This is a genomic window from Pseudomonas sp. S8 (genome assembly GCF_050473925.1).
In the GTDB taxonomy this organism is placed as follows: domain Bacteria; phylum Pseudomonadota; class Gammaproteobacteria; order Pseudomonadales; family Pseudomonadaceae; genus Aquipseudomonas; species Aquipseudomonas parakoreensis.
Map to the genome: position 1 here is coordinate 4862530 of NZ_JBFDVZ010000016.1, position 16827 is coordinate 4879356.

A 16827-nucleotide genomic window follows, 5' to 3' on the forward strand; every position below is an offset into this window, starting at 1 on the left:
CATCGGGGATAAATCCCCTCACCACAAAATTCATTTCACAGGGGGAAATGGGTGGTTGGTTTAGCCGCGCTGGGTCAGGCCCATCTTTTTGCGGCCTTCAGCCGGGGTCAGCACCCGGGCGCCGAGGCGGCTGAGGATCTCGCTGGCGCGTTCGACCAGTTGGCCGTTGGTTGCCAGCACGCCTTTGTCCAGCCACAGGTTGTCTTCCAGGCCGACTCGCACGTTGCCGCCGAGCAGCACCGCTTGCGCGGCCATCGGCATCTGCATGCGGCCGATACCGAACCCGGCCCACACTGCGTCGGCCGGCAGGTTGTCGACCATGGCTTTCATGGTGGTGGTGTCGGCCGGTGCGCCCCACGGGATGCCCAGGCACAGCTGGAACAACGGGTTGTCGAGCAGGCCTTCCTTGATCATCTGTTTGGCGAACCACAGGTGGCCGGTGTCGAAAATTTCCAGTTCGGCCTTCACCCCCAGCTCGGTGATGCGCTTGGCGCCGGCGCGCAGTTGCGCCGGGGTCGAGACGTAAATGGTGTCGCCGTCGCCGAAGTTCAGCGTGCCGCAATCGAGGGTGCAGATTTCCGGCAGCAGTTCTTCAACGTGGGCCAGACGGGTCAGCGGGCCGACCAGGTCGGTGTTCGGGCCGAACTCCATCGGGTGCTCGCCAGCGCCGATTTCGAGGTCGCCGCCCATGCCGGCGGTGAGGTTGACGATGATGTCGACGTCGGCCTCGCGGATGCGCTCCATCACTTCGCGGTACAGCGCCACGTCACGGCTGAACTTGCCGGTCTGCGGGTCGCGCACATGGCAATGCACCACGGTGGCGCCGGCCTTGGCAGCTTCCACGGCAGCCGCGGCGATCTGTTTCGGGGTGACCGGCACGTGGGGGCTTTTGGCGGTCGTGTCGCCAGCACCGGTAAGTGCGCAGGTGATGATGACGTCGTGGTTCATGGTGCGGTTTCCTTCAGGCGTGATGGGTCTGTTCGCAGCCCTGTTCGGGGCTGCGAAGCGTTGATTTCCGGTGATTTATTTGCTGGTCAGTTGCAGGTTTTCAGCGGCCGGTTTGCCATCGAAGGTGGTTACACCTTCCAGCCAGCGCTGCTTGTCTTCGGGGTGATCCTTGAGCCATTGCCTGGCCGATTCGAACGCGTCCTTGTGATCGAGCAGCGGCTGCATCATCCGGCTCTCGTCTTCGGCGGTGAACGTCAGGTTGCTCAGCAGGCGACCGACGTTCGGGCACTGCTCGGCGTATTTCGGCGCGGTGACCGTCCATACCGTGGCCATGCCTTCGTTCGGACCGAGGGCGTCCTCGCTGCCGGTCAGGTAAGTCATCTTGACGTTCACGTTCATCGGGTGCGGCGCCCAGCCGAAGAACACCACGGCTTCCTTGCGGCGCACGGCGCGGTCGACAGCGGCGAGCATTCCGGCTTCGCTGGACTCGACCAGCTGGAATTTGCCAAGGCCGAACTGGTTCTTGGTGATCATCGCCTTGATCTGCGTATTGGCGCCCGAACCCGGCTCGATGCCGTAGATCTTGCCGCCCAGTTCCTTCTCGAATTTGGCGATGTCGGCGAAGGTTTTCAGGCCCTTGTCCGCCAGATAGGTCGGCACCGCGAGGGTGGCGCGGGCGTCCTTCAGGCTTGGTGCCGGCAGGACCTTGACTTGGTTGGCATCGACGAACGGGGTGATGGTCTGGGTCATCAGCGGGTTCCAGTAGCCGAGGAACAGATCCAGCCGCTGATCGCGAATCCCGGCGAAGATGATCTGCTGGGACGCGCTGGTTTGTTTGGTGCTGTAGCCGAGGCCGTCGAGCAGCACTTGGGTCATGGCACTGGTGGCGATCACGTCAGTCCAGTTCACGACGCCCATGCGCACGTTCTGGCACGACGCAGGTTCGGCCGCCATGACGCTGGCGCTCAAGAAAGCGGTACCGCTGAGTGCAAGAACACAGCTGCTGATCAGTCGTTTCATGTCGGGTTCCTCGGCAGGTCGTTTATTGTGAGTTCCGGCATCTGGCGTGCCGGTGATGCAAAGTTACGCAGCTGTAGGCCCTTGAAAGCGCACTGCGGCGACTGGCTCTTGCACTGTAGCGACCTGTGCGCTTGAACGCTGACGACAATCGGCGTATCAACGATCCACGCTACCCGCTAACCGAGTGCGCACCATGTCCCAGGATTTCTACTTTCTGTTGATGCCGGGTTTTTCCGCCATCGGTTTCATCTCGGCGATCGAACCGCTGCGGGTGGCCAACCGCTTTCGCGGCGAGTTGTACCGCTGGCACGTGCTCAGCGCCGATGGCGGGGCGGTGCTGGCGAGCAATGGCATGTCGGTCAACGCCGACGCGGCGCTGGAGCCGTTGAAGAAAGGTGCGACGCTATTGGTGGTGGCCGGATTCGAACCGCTGAAGTTCGCCACGCCAACCCTTGAGCATTGGTTGCGCCGGCTGGACAACGAAGGCGTGACCCTCGGCGCCATCGATACCGGCAGTTTCGTTCTCGCTGAAGCCGGCCTGCTCGACGGCCATCGCTTGACCCTGCACTGGGAGGCGATCGATGCGTTCAAGGAATCTTATCCACAGCTGAGCGTGACCCAGGAGCTGTTCGAGATTGACCGGCGGCGCATCACCTCGGCGGGCGGCACCGCGTCTATCGACTTGATGCTCGACTTGATCGCCCAGGCCCACGGCCCGCAACTGGCAATCCAGGTCAGCGAGCAGTTCGTGCTGGGGCGGATCCGCCCACGCAAGGACCACCAGCGCATGGAAGTCGCCACGCGTTACGGCATCAGCAACAAGAAGCTGGTGCAGGTGATTGGCGAGATGGAACAACACAGCGAACCACCGCTGACCACGCTGCAACTGGCGGAATCGATCAAAGTCACGCGGCGACAGCTGGAGCGCCTGTTTCGGCTGCATCTGAACGACACACCGAGCAATTTCTATCTGCGCCTGCGATTGGAAAAGGCCCGGCAGTTGCTGCGCCAGACCGATATGAGCGTGCTGGAGGTCAGCATCGCCTGCGGGTTTGAATCGCCGTCGTATTTCACCCGCAGCTACCGCGCACGCTTCGCCCGTTGCCCCCGGGAGGACCGGCGTACCGCTCAGGCCTGAAATCAAAAGATCGCAGCCTTCGGCAGCTCCTACATTGGAATTCATTTCCCTGTAGGAGCTGCCGAAGGCTGCGATCCTTTGATCTTACTTCTTCACCAACGCCGAACACGCCGCTTTATAAGCCTCATGCTGATACTTGTTCAACGTCCCCGGCAGCTCGAAATTATGCTTCTTGGCTTGCGCATTGATCGTCTGCGGCGACAAAAGCGTCACCTCACACCCATCGAGCAACTGAAACACACCTTCGATCTTGAACGTGGTCGGCCCACCGGCAAATTCACCTTTCTTGCTGCGCTTCTTGATCGCAATCCGTTCAATCGAGTGTTCGCGCACAAACGAGGCAACCTGCGCCGCGAAGCGTTTGACGTTGGCCGCCTCGTCATCATCGTCGAGGGCGATTTTCTTGGTGTTGAGTGCCACGTGGCTCAGCGTTGCCCCGTCAAGGGAGGCCACGGCGATGATCGCTTCGCTGCCTTTGATTTCGATGCCGCAGATGTTCATGAGTGTCCCTTGATTGGCTATATGAGGTGCAGCTTACAGCGCAGCTCCTCACTCCTGCCCAATCGACTCCAAAAACTCCGACCGTTCGTCACTCATCCGCGCCACGCAGTCATTCTGCGCAATCTTGAACGCCTTGCTGCCTTCGGTGGCCGGGAAGGCTTCCACGGCGCAATCGGCGTCGCGGGTTTTCAGCCATTGTTGCTGGGCGGTTTTCAGTTTGGCGGTGATGTCGGCCAGTTGCGCGGCGTTTTTGCCGTAGGTGGCCTGCATGCGCTCGTTGAGGCTGGCGTAGTTGTCCTTGAGCAGGTCTTCGGCGGTGCTGCGGCTGTAGGTCGAGCATTCCAGGGTCTGGACGTCGTTTTCCACCGCGTCGCACGGGTTGTTGTCGGTCTCTTCGGCGGCGTGTACGCCGGTCGCCATCAGTGCCAAGGCCAGGAAGATCGATTTCATGGTTGTCGCCGCTCTAATCCAGTGGTGTATCCAAGATGCGCCAGATTCTGGCTCAAGCTGGCGGGCTTGAACAGGTAGCTGATCGGAGCGCCTGGCGACCCTTTGTCGCGGATTGACGCTTTCGGCAATTCCCCTGTCGTTTTTGCACCCGGTCGCCCCGGCACCGAGGCATATGCTGGCCCCAAAGCGCCGGCAGACGATTCGGCGCATGAATCGCCAATAAGGGGACGCCTGATGAGCCCAGCCGAATTACACGCCGACAGCATCGTTATCGACGGTCTGATCATTGCCAAATGGAACCGCGAGCTGTTCGAAGACATGCGCAAGGGCGGTCTGACGGCGGCCAACTGCACCGTGTCGGTGTGGGAAGGCTTTCAGGCGACTGTGAACAATATCGCCGCCAGCCAGAAGCTGATCCGCGAAAACAGCGATCTGGTAATGCCGGTGCGCACCACCGCCGACATCCGTCGCGCCAAGGAGCAGGGCAAGACCGGCATCCTCTTCGGCTTCCAGAACGCCCACGCGTTCGAAGACCAGATCGGCTATGTCGAGGTGTTCAAGCAGCTCGGCGTCGGCATTGTGCAGATGTGCTACAACACCCAGAACCTGGTCGGCACCGGTTGCTACGAGCGTGACGGCGGCCTGTCGGGCTTCGGCCGCGAAATCGTCGCCGAGATGAACCGCGTCGGCGTCATGTGCGACCTGTCCCACGTCGGTTCCAAGACGTCCGAGGAAGTCATCCTCGAATCGAAAAAACCGGTCTGCTATTCCCACTGCCTGCCGTCGGGTCTGAAAGAGCACCCGCGCAACAAGTCCGATGCTGAACTGAAGTTCATCGCTGACCACGGCGGTTTTGTCGGCGTGACCATGTTTGCGCCGTTCCTCGCCAAGGGCATCGATTCGACCATCGACGATTACGCCGAGGCCATCGAATACACCATGAATATCGTCGGTGAAGACGCCATCGGCATCGGCACCGACTTCACCCAGGGTCACGGCCAGGACTTCTTCGAATACCTGACCCACGACAAGGGCTACGCCCGTCGTCTGACCAGCTTCGGCAAGATCATCAACCCGCTGGGCATCCGCACTGTCGGCGAGTTCCCGAACCTGACCGAAACCCTGCTCAAGCGCGGCCACTCCGAGCGCGTGGTGCGCAAGATCATGGGCGAGAACTGGGTGAACGTCCTCAAAGACGTCTGGGGCGAATGAATAACTCTGGAGCCTACTCCGCTCGCCGATAGCTGCGTCAGGTCCTCGCGCCAAACTCGCCGTACGTCCCGTACTGTCTCGCTTGTCGCTCCGGTCCTTCCTTGCTCTCGACGTGCTCGCTACGGCTCCAAAGTCATTCATACGGCTTGTTTATAAGAGCAAAGCAAAAGCTTCGCTCGGCACCAACCACGAATTTTCTGGAGTTAAGTTTCCATGGCCAAGATCGCCCCGCAATTGCCAATCGAAGTCGACAGTGAAACCGGTGTCTGGACCTCCGACGCCCTGCCGATGCTCTACGTGCCACGCCACTTTTTCGTCAACAACCACATGGGCATCGAGGAAGTGCTGGGCGCTGAAGCCTATGCCGAAATCCTCTACAAGGCCGGCTACAAGTCCGCCTGGCACTGGTGCGAAAAAGAAGCTGAATGCCACGGCCTGGAAGGCGTCGCGGTGTTCGAGCACTACATGAAGCGCCTGTCGCAACGCGGCTGGGGCCTGTTCAAGATTCAGGACATCGACCTCGACAAAGGCACCGCCAGCGTCAAGCTCGAACACTCGGCGTTCGTCTACGTCTACGGCAAGGTCGGGCGCAAGGTCGACTACATGTTCACCGGCTGGTTTGCCGGCGCCATGGACCAGATCCTCGCTGCACGCGGCAGCAAGATTCGTACGGTTGCCGAGCAAGTCTACGGTGGCTCCGAAGAAGGCCACGACGACGGCCTGTTCACCGTCAAGCCGTTGTAAGTCGAGGAACCCGCCATGGCTTTCGAAGCAATGTTCCAGCCAATTCAAATTGGCAAACTGACCATCCGCAACCGCGTGCTCAGCACCGCGCACGCCGAGGTCTACGCGACTGACGGTGGCATGACCACCGAGCGCTACGTCAAATACTACGAAGAGAAAGCCAAGGGCGGCATTGGCCTGGCGATCTGCGGCGGTTCGTCGGTGGTCGCCATCGACAGCCCGCAGCAATGGTGGAGTTCGGTGAACCTGTCCACCGACCGGATCATTCCGCACTTCCAGAATCTGGCCGACGCCATGCACAAGCACGGCGCCAAGATCATGATCCAGATTACCCACATGGGCCGACGCTCACGTTGGGACGGTTTTCACTGGCCGACCCTGATGTCACCGTCGGGCATCCGTGAACCGGTGCACCGTGCGACCTGCAAGACCATTGAGCCGGAAGAAATCTGGCGAGTGATCGGCAACTACGCGCAAGCCGCGCGCCGCGCCAAGGCCGGTGGTCTGGACGGTGTCGAACTGTCGGCCGTGCACCAGCACATGATCGACCAGTTCTGGAGCCCGCGCGTCAACAAGCGTACCGATGAATGGGGTGGCAGCTTCGAAGGCCGGATGAAGTTCGGTCTGGAAGTGTTGAAAGCCGTGCGCGCCGAGGTCGGTGACGATTTCTGCGTCGGCATGCGCATCTGCGGTGACGAGTTCCACCCGGACGGTCTGTCCCACGAAGACATGAAGCAGATCGCCAAGTATTACGACGACACCGGCATGCTCGATTTCATCGGCGTCGTCGGCTCGGGTTGCGACACCCACAACACCCTGGCCAACGTGATTCCGAACATGAGCTATCCGCCGGAGCCGTTCCTGCACCTGGCGGCCGGGATCAAGGAAGTGGTCAAGGTGCCGGTGCTGCACGCGCAGAACATCAAGGACCCGAACCAGGCCACGCGCATCCTTGAAGGCGGTTACGTCGACATGGTCGGCATGACCCGCGCGCACATCGCAGACCCGCACCTGATCGCCAAGATCAAGATGGGCCAGATCGACCAGATCAAACAGTGCGTCGGCGCCAACTACTGCATCGACCGTCAGTATCAAGGTCTGGACGTGCTGTGCATCCAGAACGCCGCGACGTCCCGTGAATACATGGGCGTGCCGCACATCATCGAGAAGTCCACCGGGCCGAAACGCAAGGTGGTGATCGTCGGTGCCGGCCCAGCCGGGATGGAAGCTGCGCGTGTGGCGGCCGAACGTGGCCACGACGTGACCCTGTTCGAGAAGAAAGAATTCATCGGCGGGCAGATCACCACGGCGTCGAAAGCGCCGCAGCGTGACCAGATCGCCGGGATCACCCGCTGGTTCCAGCTGGAACTGGCGCGATTGAAAGTCGACCTGCGTCTGGGCACGGCGGCGGATGCCGACACCCTCATGGATCTGCGTCCGGACATCGTGGTGCTGGCCGTCGGTGGTCATCCATACCTTGAGCAGAACGAACACTGGGGGGCCGCCGAGGGCTTGGTGGTCAGCAGCTGGGACGTGCTCGACGGCAAGGTCGCGCCGGGCAAGAACGTGCTGGTCTACGACACCATCTGCGAGTTCACCGGCATGTCGGTGGCCGACTTCCTCGCCGACAAGGGCAGCCAGGTCGAGATCGTTACCGACGACATCAAACCGGGCGTGGCCATCGGCGGTACGTCGTTCCCGACCTACTACCGCAGCATGTACCCGAAAGAAGTGATCATGACCGGCGACATGATGCTGGAGAAGGTCTACCGCGAAGGCGACAAGTTGGTGGCGGTGCTGGAGAACGAGTACACCGGCGCCAAAGAGGAGCGGGTGGTCGATCAGGTGGTGGTGGAAAACGGCGTGCGGCCGGATGAGGAAATCTACTACGCGCTCAAAGAGGGGTCGCGCAACAAGGGCCAGATCGACGTCGAAGCGTTGTTCGCGATCCAGCCACAACCTTCGCTGAGCAGCACCGGTGACGGCTACTTGCTGTTCCGCATCGGCGACTGCGTGGCGCAGCGTAATACCCATGCTGCGATCTACGACGCGTTGCGGTTGTGCAAAGACTTCTAAGGGCTTGCACATGACCCTGTAGGAGCTGCCGAAGGCTGCGATCTTTTGACTTTTGTTGTTCAAAGCAAGATCAAAAGATCGCAGCCTGCGGCAGCTCCTACACATAGACCGTGTTTCTCCAGGCTGTACTGGTGGGAGCTTCACCATGTTGAACACCCTTCTTCCAATCCTGTTGTTCGCAGCCCTGGCCCTTGCGGTGCTGGGTGCTTTGCGGCGGGTGGCCATGTGGCGTCGGGGCCGGGCCTCGAAGGTCGATCTGATCGGCGGCCTGTTCGCCATGCCCAAGCGTTACATGGTCGACCTGCACCACGTGGTGGCGCGGGACAAATACATCGCCAACACCCACGTGGCCACGGCCGGTGGTGCGGTGGCGTCAATCGTGCTGGCGATTCTGGTGCACGGTTTCGGCCTGCATAACCGCATCCTCGGCTATGCGCTGCTGTTGATGACGGCGGTGATGTTCGTCGGTGCGCTCTTCGTTTATCGGCGCCGGCTCAATCCGCCGGCACGGTTGTCGAAAGGCCCGTGGATGCGGTTGCCGAAGAGTCTGCTGGCGTTCTCGGCGTCGTTCTTTCTGGTGACCTTGCCGGTGGCCGGGATCCTCCCGGAGAACTTCGGCGGCTGGCTGCTGGCGGCGATTCTCGGACTCGGCGTTTTGTGGGGCGTGTCGGAACTGTTCTTCGGCATGACCTGGGGCGGGCCGATGAAGCACGCTTTCGCCGGTGCTCTGCACCTGGCCTGGCACCGTCGCGCCGAGCGCTTTGGCGGCGGTCGTTCCACCGGATTGAAACCGCTGGATCTCAACGATCCATCGGCGCCACTGGGCGTGGAAAAACCCAAGGATTTCACCTGGAACCAACTGCTCGGTTTCGACGCCTGCGTGCAGTGCGGCAAGTGTGAAGCGGCGTGCCCGGCCTTCGCTGCCGGCCAGCCGCTGAACCCGAAAAAGCTGATTCAGGACATGGTCGTCGGCCTCGCCGGCGGCACCGATGCGAACTTCGCCGGCAGCCCGTATCCCGGCAAGCCCATTGGTGAACACAGCGGCAACCCGCATCAACCGATCGTCAACGGTCTGGTCGATGCAGAAACCCTGTGGTCGTGCACCACTTGCCGTGCCTGCGTCGAGGAATGCCCGATGATGATCGAGCACGTCGACGCCATCGTCGACATGCGCCGCCACCTGACGCTGGAAAAAGGCGCGACCCCGAACAAAGGGGCCGAAGTCCTGGAAAACCTGATCGCCACCGACAACCCCGGCGGTTTCGCCCCGGGCGGGCGGATGAACTGGGCGGCGGATCTGAACCTCAATCTGCTCAGCGAGAAGAAATCCACCGACGTGCTGTTCTGGGTCGGCGACGGTGCCTTCGACATGCGCAACCAGCGCACCTTGCGCGCGTTTGTCAAAGTGCTGAAAGCCGCGAAAATCGACTTCGCCGTGCTCGGCCTCGAAGAGCGTGACAGCGGCGACGTGGCCCGACGTCTCGGTGACGAAGCGACGTTCCAGTTGCTCGCCAAACGCAATATCCAGACCCTGGCCAAATACCGCTTCAACCGCATCGTCACCTGCGATCCGCACAGTTTCCATGTGCTGAAAAACGAGTACGGCGCGTTCGACGGCAACTACCTGGTGCAGCACCACAGCACCTACATGGCAGAAATCATTCAGGCCGGTGCGCTGAACCTCGGTCAGCACAAAGGCAACAGTGTGACCTATCACGACCCGTGCTACCTCGGTCGCTACAACGGCGAATACGAGGCACCGCGTGAAGTGCTGCGCGCCCTCGGTATCGAGGTCAAAGAGATGCAGCGTTCCGGCTTCCGCTCGCGCTGCTGCGGCGGTGGTGGCGGTGCGCCGATCACTGACATTCCGGGCAAGCAGCGGATTCCCGACATGCGCATGGAAGACATCCGCGAGACCGGCGCCGAGCTGGTGGCCGTGGGTTGTCCACAGTGCACGGCGATGCTCGAAGGCGTGGTCGAACCGCGTCCGCTGATCAAGGACATCGCCGAACTCGTGGCCGACGCGCTGCTTGAAGATGCCGCGCCAGACAAGCCTGCCACGCCGGCCAAACGTGAACCTGCGGAGGCCCACTGATGAGCGACATTATCCGCCGCGACCCACGCGCCGAATGGATTGCGCGTAACCGTTTGCACCCGCTGCACGCGGCCATGCAACCGGCGCAACACAGCTGGATGGGCCCCAACGGGATCATCCGCAAGAACCTGCACGGCATCGGTTTCATCGGCCCCAACGGCATCAAGCGTATCGACCGCAGCGGCGCGCAACAGGGCGGGGCGGTCAAGCGCTCGGCCACGGTTGAAGTGCAATTGCCGCTGCATCAGGTGCCGGCGCCGGCGTTCTACATCAGCGTGGTGCCGGACATGGTCGGTGGGCGTCTGAGCAGCCACGACCGCGACTTGCTGGGCCTGGCGCATCAACTGGCCGGCAGCGACGGCGCGGTGCTGGCGGTGGTATTCGCAGAGCACAAGGAAAACGCTTTCGCCACGGCGGGCGTTGACCGCTTGCTGGTGCTGGAAGGCGAAGAGTTCAGCGGTTATGCACCGGAGCAACGAATCCAGGGCCTGCGGGCTGTGGATAACCAGTTCAACCCGCGCCACTGGCTGCTGCCGGACAGCCGCAGCGGTGGCGGCGAACTGGGTCGGCGCTTTGCTGCTGCGCTGGGCGAACGCCCAGCCACACGGGTTTGGCAAGTCAAGGAACAGGAGTGCATCGGCCGCGCCGGTGCCGGGTTGCAGGATCTTGCCCGTCCGGTCGCACGGCTGATTCTGGCCTCGGCCGAATGCGCCGAACCGGTCAGCGAAACCCGTCACGAAGCGCTGCCGGTGGAGTTATCCACACCTGTGGCGCGCAGCCTGTCGCGGATCGAAGATCTGGGCGCGGTGGCGGTGGACCCGGCGGCGATTCCGATGGCCGAAGCCGAGTTCATTTTCTCCGGCGGCAACGGGGTCAAGGACTGGGATCTTTTCCACAGGACCGCCGCCGCTCTCGGCGCCACCGAAGGCGCCTCGCGGGTGGCGGTGGACGACGGCTTCATGACCCGCGACCGGCAGGTCGGCGCGTCCGGTACCTGGGTCACCGCACGGGTTTATGTGGCTGTGGGTATCTCCGGGGCGATCCAGCACCTGCAGGGCATCGGTGCCTGCGACAAGGTGGTGGCGATCAACCTCGACCCGGGATGCGACATGATCAAACGCGCCGACCTGTCGGTGATCGGCGAGAGCGCGGAGATTCTTCAAGCCTTGATCGCGGCGGTAGCGGCTTACCGCAACGACGCCAAGCGCGATGCGGCTTAAGGGAAGGACACAGTTATGAACACCAATGTCATCAGCCTGGTCTCCATCGGCGCCCACCCGACCTCGGGCCGGCCACGCCGTGCCGAACAGGACGCGCGCGCCGTGGAACTGGGCCTGCAGCTGGCTGGGGATAACCTGCAAGTGCTGCACGCCGGGGACGTTGCCGAACCGGCGCTGCGCGCCTATCTGGGCATGGGACTCGCGCAGATGCACGTGCTGGAGCAACCCGCTGGTGCCGACGCGTTGCCGGCGCTGACTGCGTATCTGCGCGATGCCGGCGCCCAGGTGGTGCTGACCGGTACGCAGGCGGAAACCGGCGAAGGCTCGGGCATGTTGCCGTTCCTGCTCGCCGAAGGACTGGGCTGGCCGCTGGTGGTAGGACTGGCGCAGGTCGAATCGATCAGCGACGGCTCGGCGCTGGTGCTGCAAGCCTTGCCCCGTGGGCAGCGACGGCGGTTGAAGGTGAAGCTGCCGTTTCTGGCGACTGTGGATAACGCCGCACCCAAGCCACGGCAGAGCGCCTACGGCCCGGCGCGGCGCGGTGTGCTCAATGCCGAAGACGTGGAAGTGCTGGACGATGAACTGCTGGCGGTTGCTACGTTGCAACCGGCCAAGCCACGGCCGAAACGTCTGAAGGTGATCAAGGCCAAGAGCGGCGCGGACCGGATGAAAGCTGCCACCGCCAAAGCCAGTGGCGGCGGTGGACAAGTGCTCAAGGGTGTCACCGCGCAGGCCGGCGCTGAAGCGATCCTCAAACTCCTGATCGAAGAAGGCGTCGTCCGCTGACCCCTGTAGGAGCTGTCGAGTGAAACGAGGCTGCGATCTTTTGATCTCTAAGATCAAGATCAAAAGATCGCAGCGTGCCGCAGCTCCTACAGGAGTTTGCAGATCGCCAATATGGTGTTGTTTACCCACAATCCCTGTTGGCGGATCTGTGGATAACGTGTTCGCCCATCCCTGTACCCCACGCCAATCAAGCCCTCCAGGCCCCAGCTCAAAAAACAACCAGCCTAAGTCACGGTTTTACCGGGCTTTTTCTCCTGAATAACTTCAAGAGTTGCCCCCAATCTCTGTTGGCGCTTCTGTGGACAAGATGTTCGCTGTCCGCTGCAAGGTATATAAACCGTGGCTTTCAGGGATTTGATCAATAAATGATCGATTAAGCGTTTCAGGCTGATAATCCCTGCGCAACGCCCGATTTCCCACAGCCCTCAGCACTTTTCCACAGCAGCCACAAAGTTACCCCCGAACTCTGTTGGCGCTTCTGTGGATAACGTGTTCGCCATCCTCTGCAGCCCATGTGAAACGTGACGTGTAGATATTTGATCAAAAAACAGTCAATCACTCCTGCAAACTATCCTTCTGGATAAGTCACGATTTTTCTTCACAAATCAGGCAGTTATTTTTCCATTCATCCACAGTTACCCCCATTTGCTGTGCATGGCTATGTGGATAACTTGTTCGCTGAACTGCACAGGCCCCGGCCGGCTTAGTCCAAACCGCAATTGATCAGATTTCATACAGTTCTAAATCGTTGCCTTGACTTCGATTCCTGCGCTGTCTTCACTGCAATGGCACAAGGACAGCCGTCACTTATCCACATCAGGTTCTGGGAGAACGCATGATGGATAGCCGCCCACACCGCCATCCCCCCACGCCCCGCAAGCGCACGTTACGTCGTGCGGCCAATCAACACGCTCGCCTGTAGCGACCTTCTGCTCCGACCGTTGTGCTGTCGCCGGGCTCGCCCCGGAGGCCAGGTGCCCGTTCGCCCATTGATTGCAGGCAACCGCAGAGTTGCCCCATCAGCCTGAGAAAGGATCAGTCTCATGACACGCATCGCAACGCCCATCAGCGAGATCAAGGAACACTACGACGTCATTGTCATCGGCTCCGGTTATGGCGGCGGCATTGCTGCGTCGCGCCTGTCCAGGGCGGGTAAGCAGGTGTGCCTGCTGGAGCGGGGCCGGGAGATCCAGCCCGGCGAATACCCCAACACGATGATTGCCGCGACCGAAGAATTGCAGGTGCACGACCCCGACGGCCATATCGGTTCGCGCACCGGACTGTTCGACCTGCACGTGAATGCGCAGCAGAACGTGGTGGTCGGTTGCGGCCTCGGCGGTACGTCGCTGATCAATGCCAACGTCGCGCTTGAACCCGAGCCCGGGGTATTTGATGACCCACGCTGGCCTCAAGCCGTGCGCGAACACCGCGATACCTTGCTCAAGGACGGTTACGCCCGCGCCCGGGAAATGCTCAAACCGAATCCGTACCCGAACAGCGCACCGAACTTGCCCAAGCTCGACGCCAACAAAAAGTCGGCGGACTACCTCAAGCAAGGCGCGCATTTCTACAAGCCACCGATCAACGTGACCTTCGACAAACTGCCGAACAATCTCAACCACGTCGGCGTCGAACAACTGCCGTGCAACCAGTGCGGCGACTGTGTATCGGGCTGTAACAACAAGGCCAAGAACACCACGCTGATGAACTATCTGCCGGATGCCTGGAACCACGGCGCGGAGATTTTCTGCCAGGCTGAGGTGCGCCATCTGGAGCGCGACGGCGAAGGCTGGATCGTGCACTTCCAGTACCTCGACAGCGGTCGCGAGAAGTTCGACGCGCCGACGCTGTTCGTGAAGGCCGATATCGTCGTGGTCTCCGCCGGTACCCTCGGCTCTACCGAAATTCTGCTGCGTTCGCGGGACAAGGGTCTGGTGATGTCCGGTCAGCTCGGCGAGAACATGAGCGGTAACGGTGACATTCTCGGCTTCGGCCACAACTGCGAGCAGACCATCAACGGCATCGGCTTCGGCGCGCATTCGGCCAAGGAGCTGCAACCGGTTGGCCCGTGCATCACCTCGATCATCGACATGCGCACCGAAGGTGACTGGCGCAGCCGCATGGTCATCGAGGAGGGCTCGATTCCCGGCGCGCTCGGCCGGCCAATGGTGCCGGCGATGGCCGGGTTTGCCGAGATGATCGGCAAGGCCACCGACGACAGTTTCAGTGGCAAGCTTGGCTACAAGGAGCGCGAGGCCGAAAGCTTCCTGCGCGGCCCGTATTACGGCGCGCTGCACAACATGCAGACCTACCTGATCATGAGCCACGACAGTGGCCAGGGCCGGATGCTGCTCGACAACAAGGACCAGTTGCGCATCGACTGGCCAGGCGTCGGCGAGCAGGAAAACTTCAAGCTCGGCAACGAACGTCTATACCAGAGCACCAAGGCACTGGGCGGGGTCTGGGTCGAGAACCCGATCTGGACCCAGCTGCTCAAGCACAGCATCGTCTCGGTGCATCCGCTGGGCGGTTGCGTGATGGGTGAAGACGCGGCGCAAGGCGTGGTCAATCACAAGGGCCAGGTGTTCAGCGGCGCGGCCGGCACCGATGTCTACGCCAGTCTTTACGTGACGGACGGCGCGGTGATCCCGACCTCGCTGGCGGTCAATCCGCTGCTGACCATCTCCGCCGTGAGCGAGCGCAACATGGGCCTGCTCGCCGCTGACCGGGGTTGGCACATCGACTACACACTGCCCTCGGCACCGCGCAAACAGGTGGCCCCGCCGACCCTCGGCGTGCAGTTCACCGAAACCATGAAGGGCTATTTCTCCCGCGCTTTCACCGCCGCACAAAGCACCGATCTGAAAGTCTACGAAGCGGCGGCCAAACGCGGCGAGGCGGACAACTCGCCCATCGACTTCACCCTGACCATCACCGCCAACGACCTCAACCGGATGATCAAGGAGCCGCAACATGCCGCGACCATCGTCGGCACGGTCAACGCCCCGGCGCTGTCGCCGCAACCGCTGACCGCCAGCAATGGCGTGTTCAACCTGTTCGAGCAATTCGAGCAGCAGGTCGACACGCGGCACATGAAATACGACATGAAACTGACCGCCGAGGACGGCACCGACTATTACTTCAGCGCCTTCAAAACCGTACCGGAAGACAACGGCGTGCTGAACATCTGGCACGACACCAGCACCCTGTACGTGACGCTGTACCGCGGGTCGGACAAGTCGGGCGAGGTGATCGGCTCCGGGGTGATGCACATTCATCCGACCGATTTCGCCAAACAGATGACCACCATGAAGGTGCTCAATGCGCGCAACGAGCGCGAGCGCATCGAAGGTCTGGCACGCTTCGGCAAGTTCTTCGCCGGGATTCTCTGGGAGAGTTACGGCGGGGTGTTCGCCGGTGACAAATACTTCAATCCCGACGCGCCGCCACGGCTGAAACGGCCGCTGGATGCGCCAACCCCGACGGTGCATTTCTTCCCCACCGAGGACGGCGTCGAACTGCGCCTGACCCGTTATCAGGCCGGCAGCAAAGGCCCGGTGATGCTGGTGCATGGCTTGGGTGTCGGCTCGAATATCTTTTCCACCGACACCATCCAGACCAACCTGCTGGAGTACCTGTGCAAGCACGACTATGACGTGTGGCTGCTGGATTTCCGGGTGAGCATTCTGCTGCCGGCGAGCAAGAAAGAGTGGAATGGCGACCAGATCGCCGAGTACGACTTCAAGGCTGCCATTGCGCAAATTCAGCAGGAGACGCAGGCCAAAGACGTGCAGTGCGTGGTGCATTGCTACGGCGCGACGACGTTCTTCATGTCGCTGTTGGCGGGGTTGCAAGGCGTGCGTTCGGTGGTCTGCTCGCAGATTGCCGCTGACACCGTGGTCGCCACGGCCACCGGGTTGAAGGCCGGTCTGCACTTGCCGGGGATGCTCGATGCGATCGGCATCAAATCGATGACCGCTTACGCCGACAGCAAGGAAAACTGGTTCAACCGCCTCTACGACAAAGCCCTCAACGGCTACGCGCGGATCGAGGCGCAAGGCTATTGCACCAACCCGGTGTGCCACCGCATCACCTTCATGTACGCCTCGCTGTACCGCCACGACACCCTTAACGAAACCCTGCACGACAACCTGCATGAACTGTTCGGCGAGTCGAACATCGAGACCTTCGAGCATTTGGCGCTGATCGTGCGCAAAGGGCATTTGGTGGATTTCAAGGGCAACGATGTGTACATGCCGCACTTCGAGCGGCTGACGATGCCGATCTGCTTTATCAGCGGCGCGGAGAACCAGTGTTACCTGCCGGAAAGCACCCTCAAGACCTACCAGCGCGTCTGCGCAGTCCACGGGCCGGAACGCTACAGCCGGCACGTAGTGCCAGGTTACGGCCACATCGACTGCATGTTCGGCAAGAACGCGGTGGTGGATGTGTACCCGATCATCCTTGAGCACCTAGAGAAAACTGCCCTCGGTTGAGATCGATTACTGATTTCTGTGTGGAGGAGATTCTCTGTGGCGAGGGGATTCATCCCCGATCGGCTGCGCAGCAGCCGTAAAACCTGAGCGCGCGGTGATCCTGACAGACCGCGCTGGCAGGGTTTGGGGCCGCTTCGCGAC

12 protein-coding genes are annotated in these 16827 nt (G+C 61.4%); 8 read left to right on the forward strand and 4 right to left on the reverse strand.

The genetic code is table 11. The annotated features are described in order from the left end of the window. Nucleotides 1-60 precede the first annotated feature (60 nt). Both AB1J88_RS23045 and AB1J88_RS23050 read right to left on the reverse strand, forming a co-directional pair. Nucleotides 61-948: a 3-keto-5-aminohexanoate cleavage protein gene (locus AB1J88_RS23045; protein ID WP_086793588.1), complete on the reverse strand. Its 888-nt coding sequence runs from the start codon at nt 946-948 to the stop codon at nt 61-63. A 75-nt stretch (nt 949-1023) separates the two neighbouring features. Continuing rightward, nucleotides 1024-1968 (reverse strand): choline ABC transporter substrate-binding protein, encoded by a 945-nt coding sequence (locus AB1J88_RS23050; protein ID WP_430292049.1) that lies wholly within the window; start codon nt 1966-1968, stop codon nt 1024-1026. Between the two features lie 193 nt (nt 1969-2161). Here AB1J88_RS23050 and AB1J88_RS23055 point away from each other — a divergent pair, with 193 nt between their 5' ends. Further along, nucleotides 2162-3106, forward strand: coding sequence for a GlxA family transcriptional regulator (locus tag AB1J88_RS23055; RefSeq protein ID WP_095121415.1), 945 nt, complete (start codon nt 2162-2164; stop codon nt 3104-3106). Nucleotides 3107-3190: 84 nt separating this feature from the next. Here the strand turns inward: AB1J88_RS23055 and AB1J88_RS23060 are convergent, their stop codons facing one another. Together AB1J88_RS23060 and AB1J88_RS23065 are read right to left on the reverse strand one after the other, a co-directional pair. Continuing rightward, nucleotides 3191-3607 (reverse strand): DUF3010 family protein, encoded by a 417-nt coding sequence (locus tag AB1J88_RS23060; RefSeq protein WP_086793584.1) that lies wholly within the window; start codon nt 3605-3607, stop codon nt 3191-3193. A 48-nt stretch (nt 3608-3655) separates the two neighbouring features. After that, on the reverse strand, nt 3656-4057 hold the full coding sequence (locus tag AB1J88_RS23065; protein WP_027610649.1) for a lysozyme inhibitor LprI family protein: 402 nt from the start codon (nt 4055-4057) through the stop codon (nt 3656-3658). 234 nt (nt 4058-4291) lie between these two features. Between AB1J88_RS23065 and AB1J88_RS23070 the strand changes: the two genes are divergently transcribed. The 7 genes from AB1J88_RS23070 (at nt 4292) to AB1J88_RS23100 (ending at nt 16686) form a co-directional block, all read left to right on the forward strand. Continuing rightward, a complete protein-coding gene (locus AB1J88_RS23070; RefSeq protein WP_007962626.1) occupies nt 4292-5269 on the forward strand; it encodes a dipeptidase in 978 nt (325 codons plus the stop codon). A 213-nt stretch (nt 5270-5482) separates the two neighbouring features. Then, nucleotides 5483-6013 (forward strand): DUF5943 domain-containing protein, encoded by a 531-nt coding sequence (locus AB1J88_RS23075; RefSeq protein ID WP_003228980.1) that lies wholly within the window; start codon nt 5483-5485, stop codon nt 6011-6013. 15 nt (nt 6014-6028) lie between these two features. Beyond that, on the forward strand, nt 6029-8089 hold the full coding sequence (dgcA, locus tag AB1J88_RS23080) for a dimethylglycine demethylation protein DgcA (RefSeq protein ID WP_222017988.1): 2061 nt from the start codon (nt 6029-6031) through the stop codon (nt 8087-8089). A 145-nt stretch (nt 8090-8234) separates the two neighbouring features. Next, nucleotides 8235-10184, forward strand: coding sequence for a dimethylglycine demethylation protein DgcB (gene dgcB, locus AB1J88_RS23085; RefSeq protein WP_430292050.1), 1950 nt, complete (start codon nt 8235-8237; stop codon nt 10182-10184). Further along, nucleotides 10184-11404, forward strand: coding sequence for an electron transfer flavoprotein subunit alpha/FixB family protein (locus tag AB1J88_RS23090; RefSeq protein WP_262948166.1), 1221 nt, complete (start codon nt 10184-10186; stop codon nt 11402-11404). Before dgcB ends, AB1J88_RS23090 begins: the two co-directional genes overlap by 1 nt. 15 nt (nt 11405-11419) lie before the next feature. Beyond that, nucleotides 11420-12190, forward strand: coding sequence for an electron transfer flavoprotein subunit beta (locus AB1J88_RS23095; RefSeq protein ID WP_041063331.1), 771 nt, complete (start codon nt 11420-11422; stop codon nt 12188-12190). 1043 nt (nt 12191-13233) lie between these two features. Next, nucleotides 13234-16686 carry a GMC family oxidoreductase N-terminal domain-containing protein gene (locus AB1J88_RS23100; protein ID WP_430292051.1) on the forward strand — a complete coding sequence of 1151 codons (3453 nt, stop codon included), beginning with the start codon at nt 13234-13236 and terminating at the stop codon, nt 16684-16686. The last annotated feature ends 141 nt before the right edge of the window (nt 16687-16827 follow it).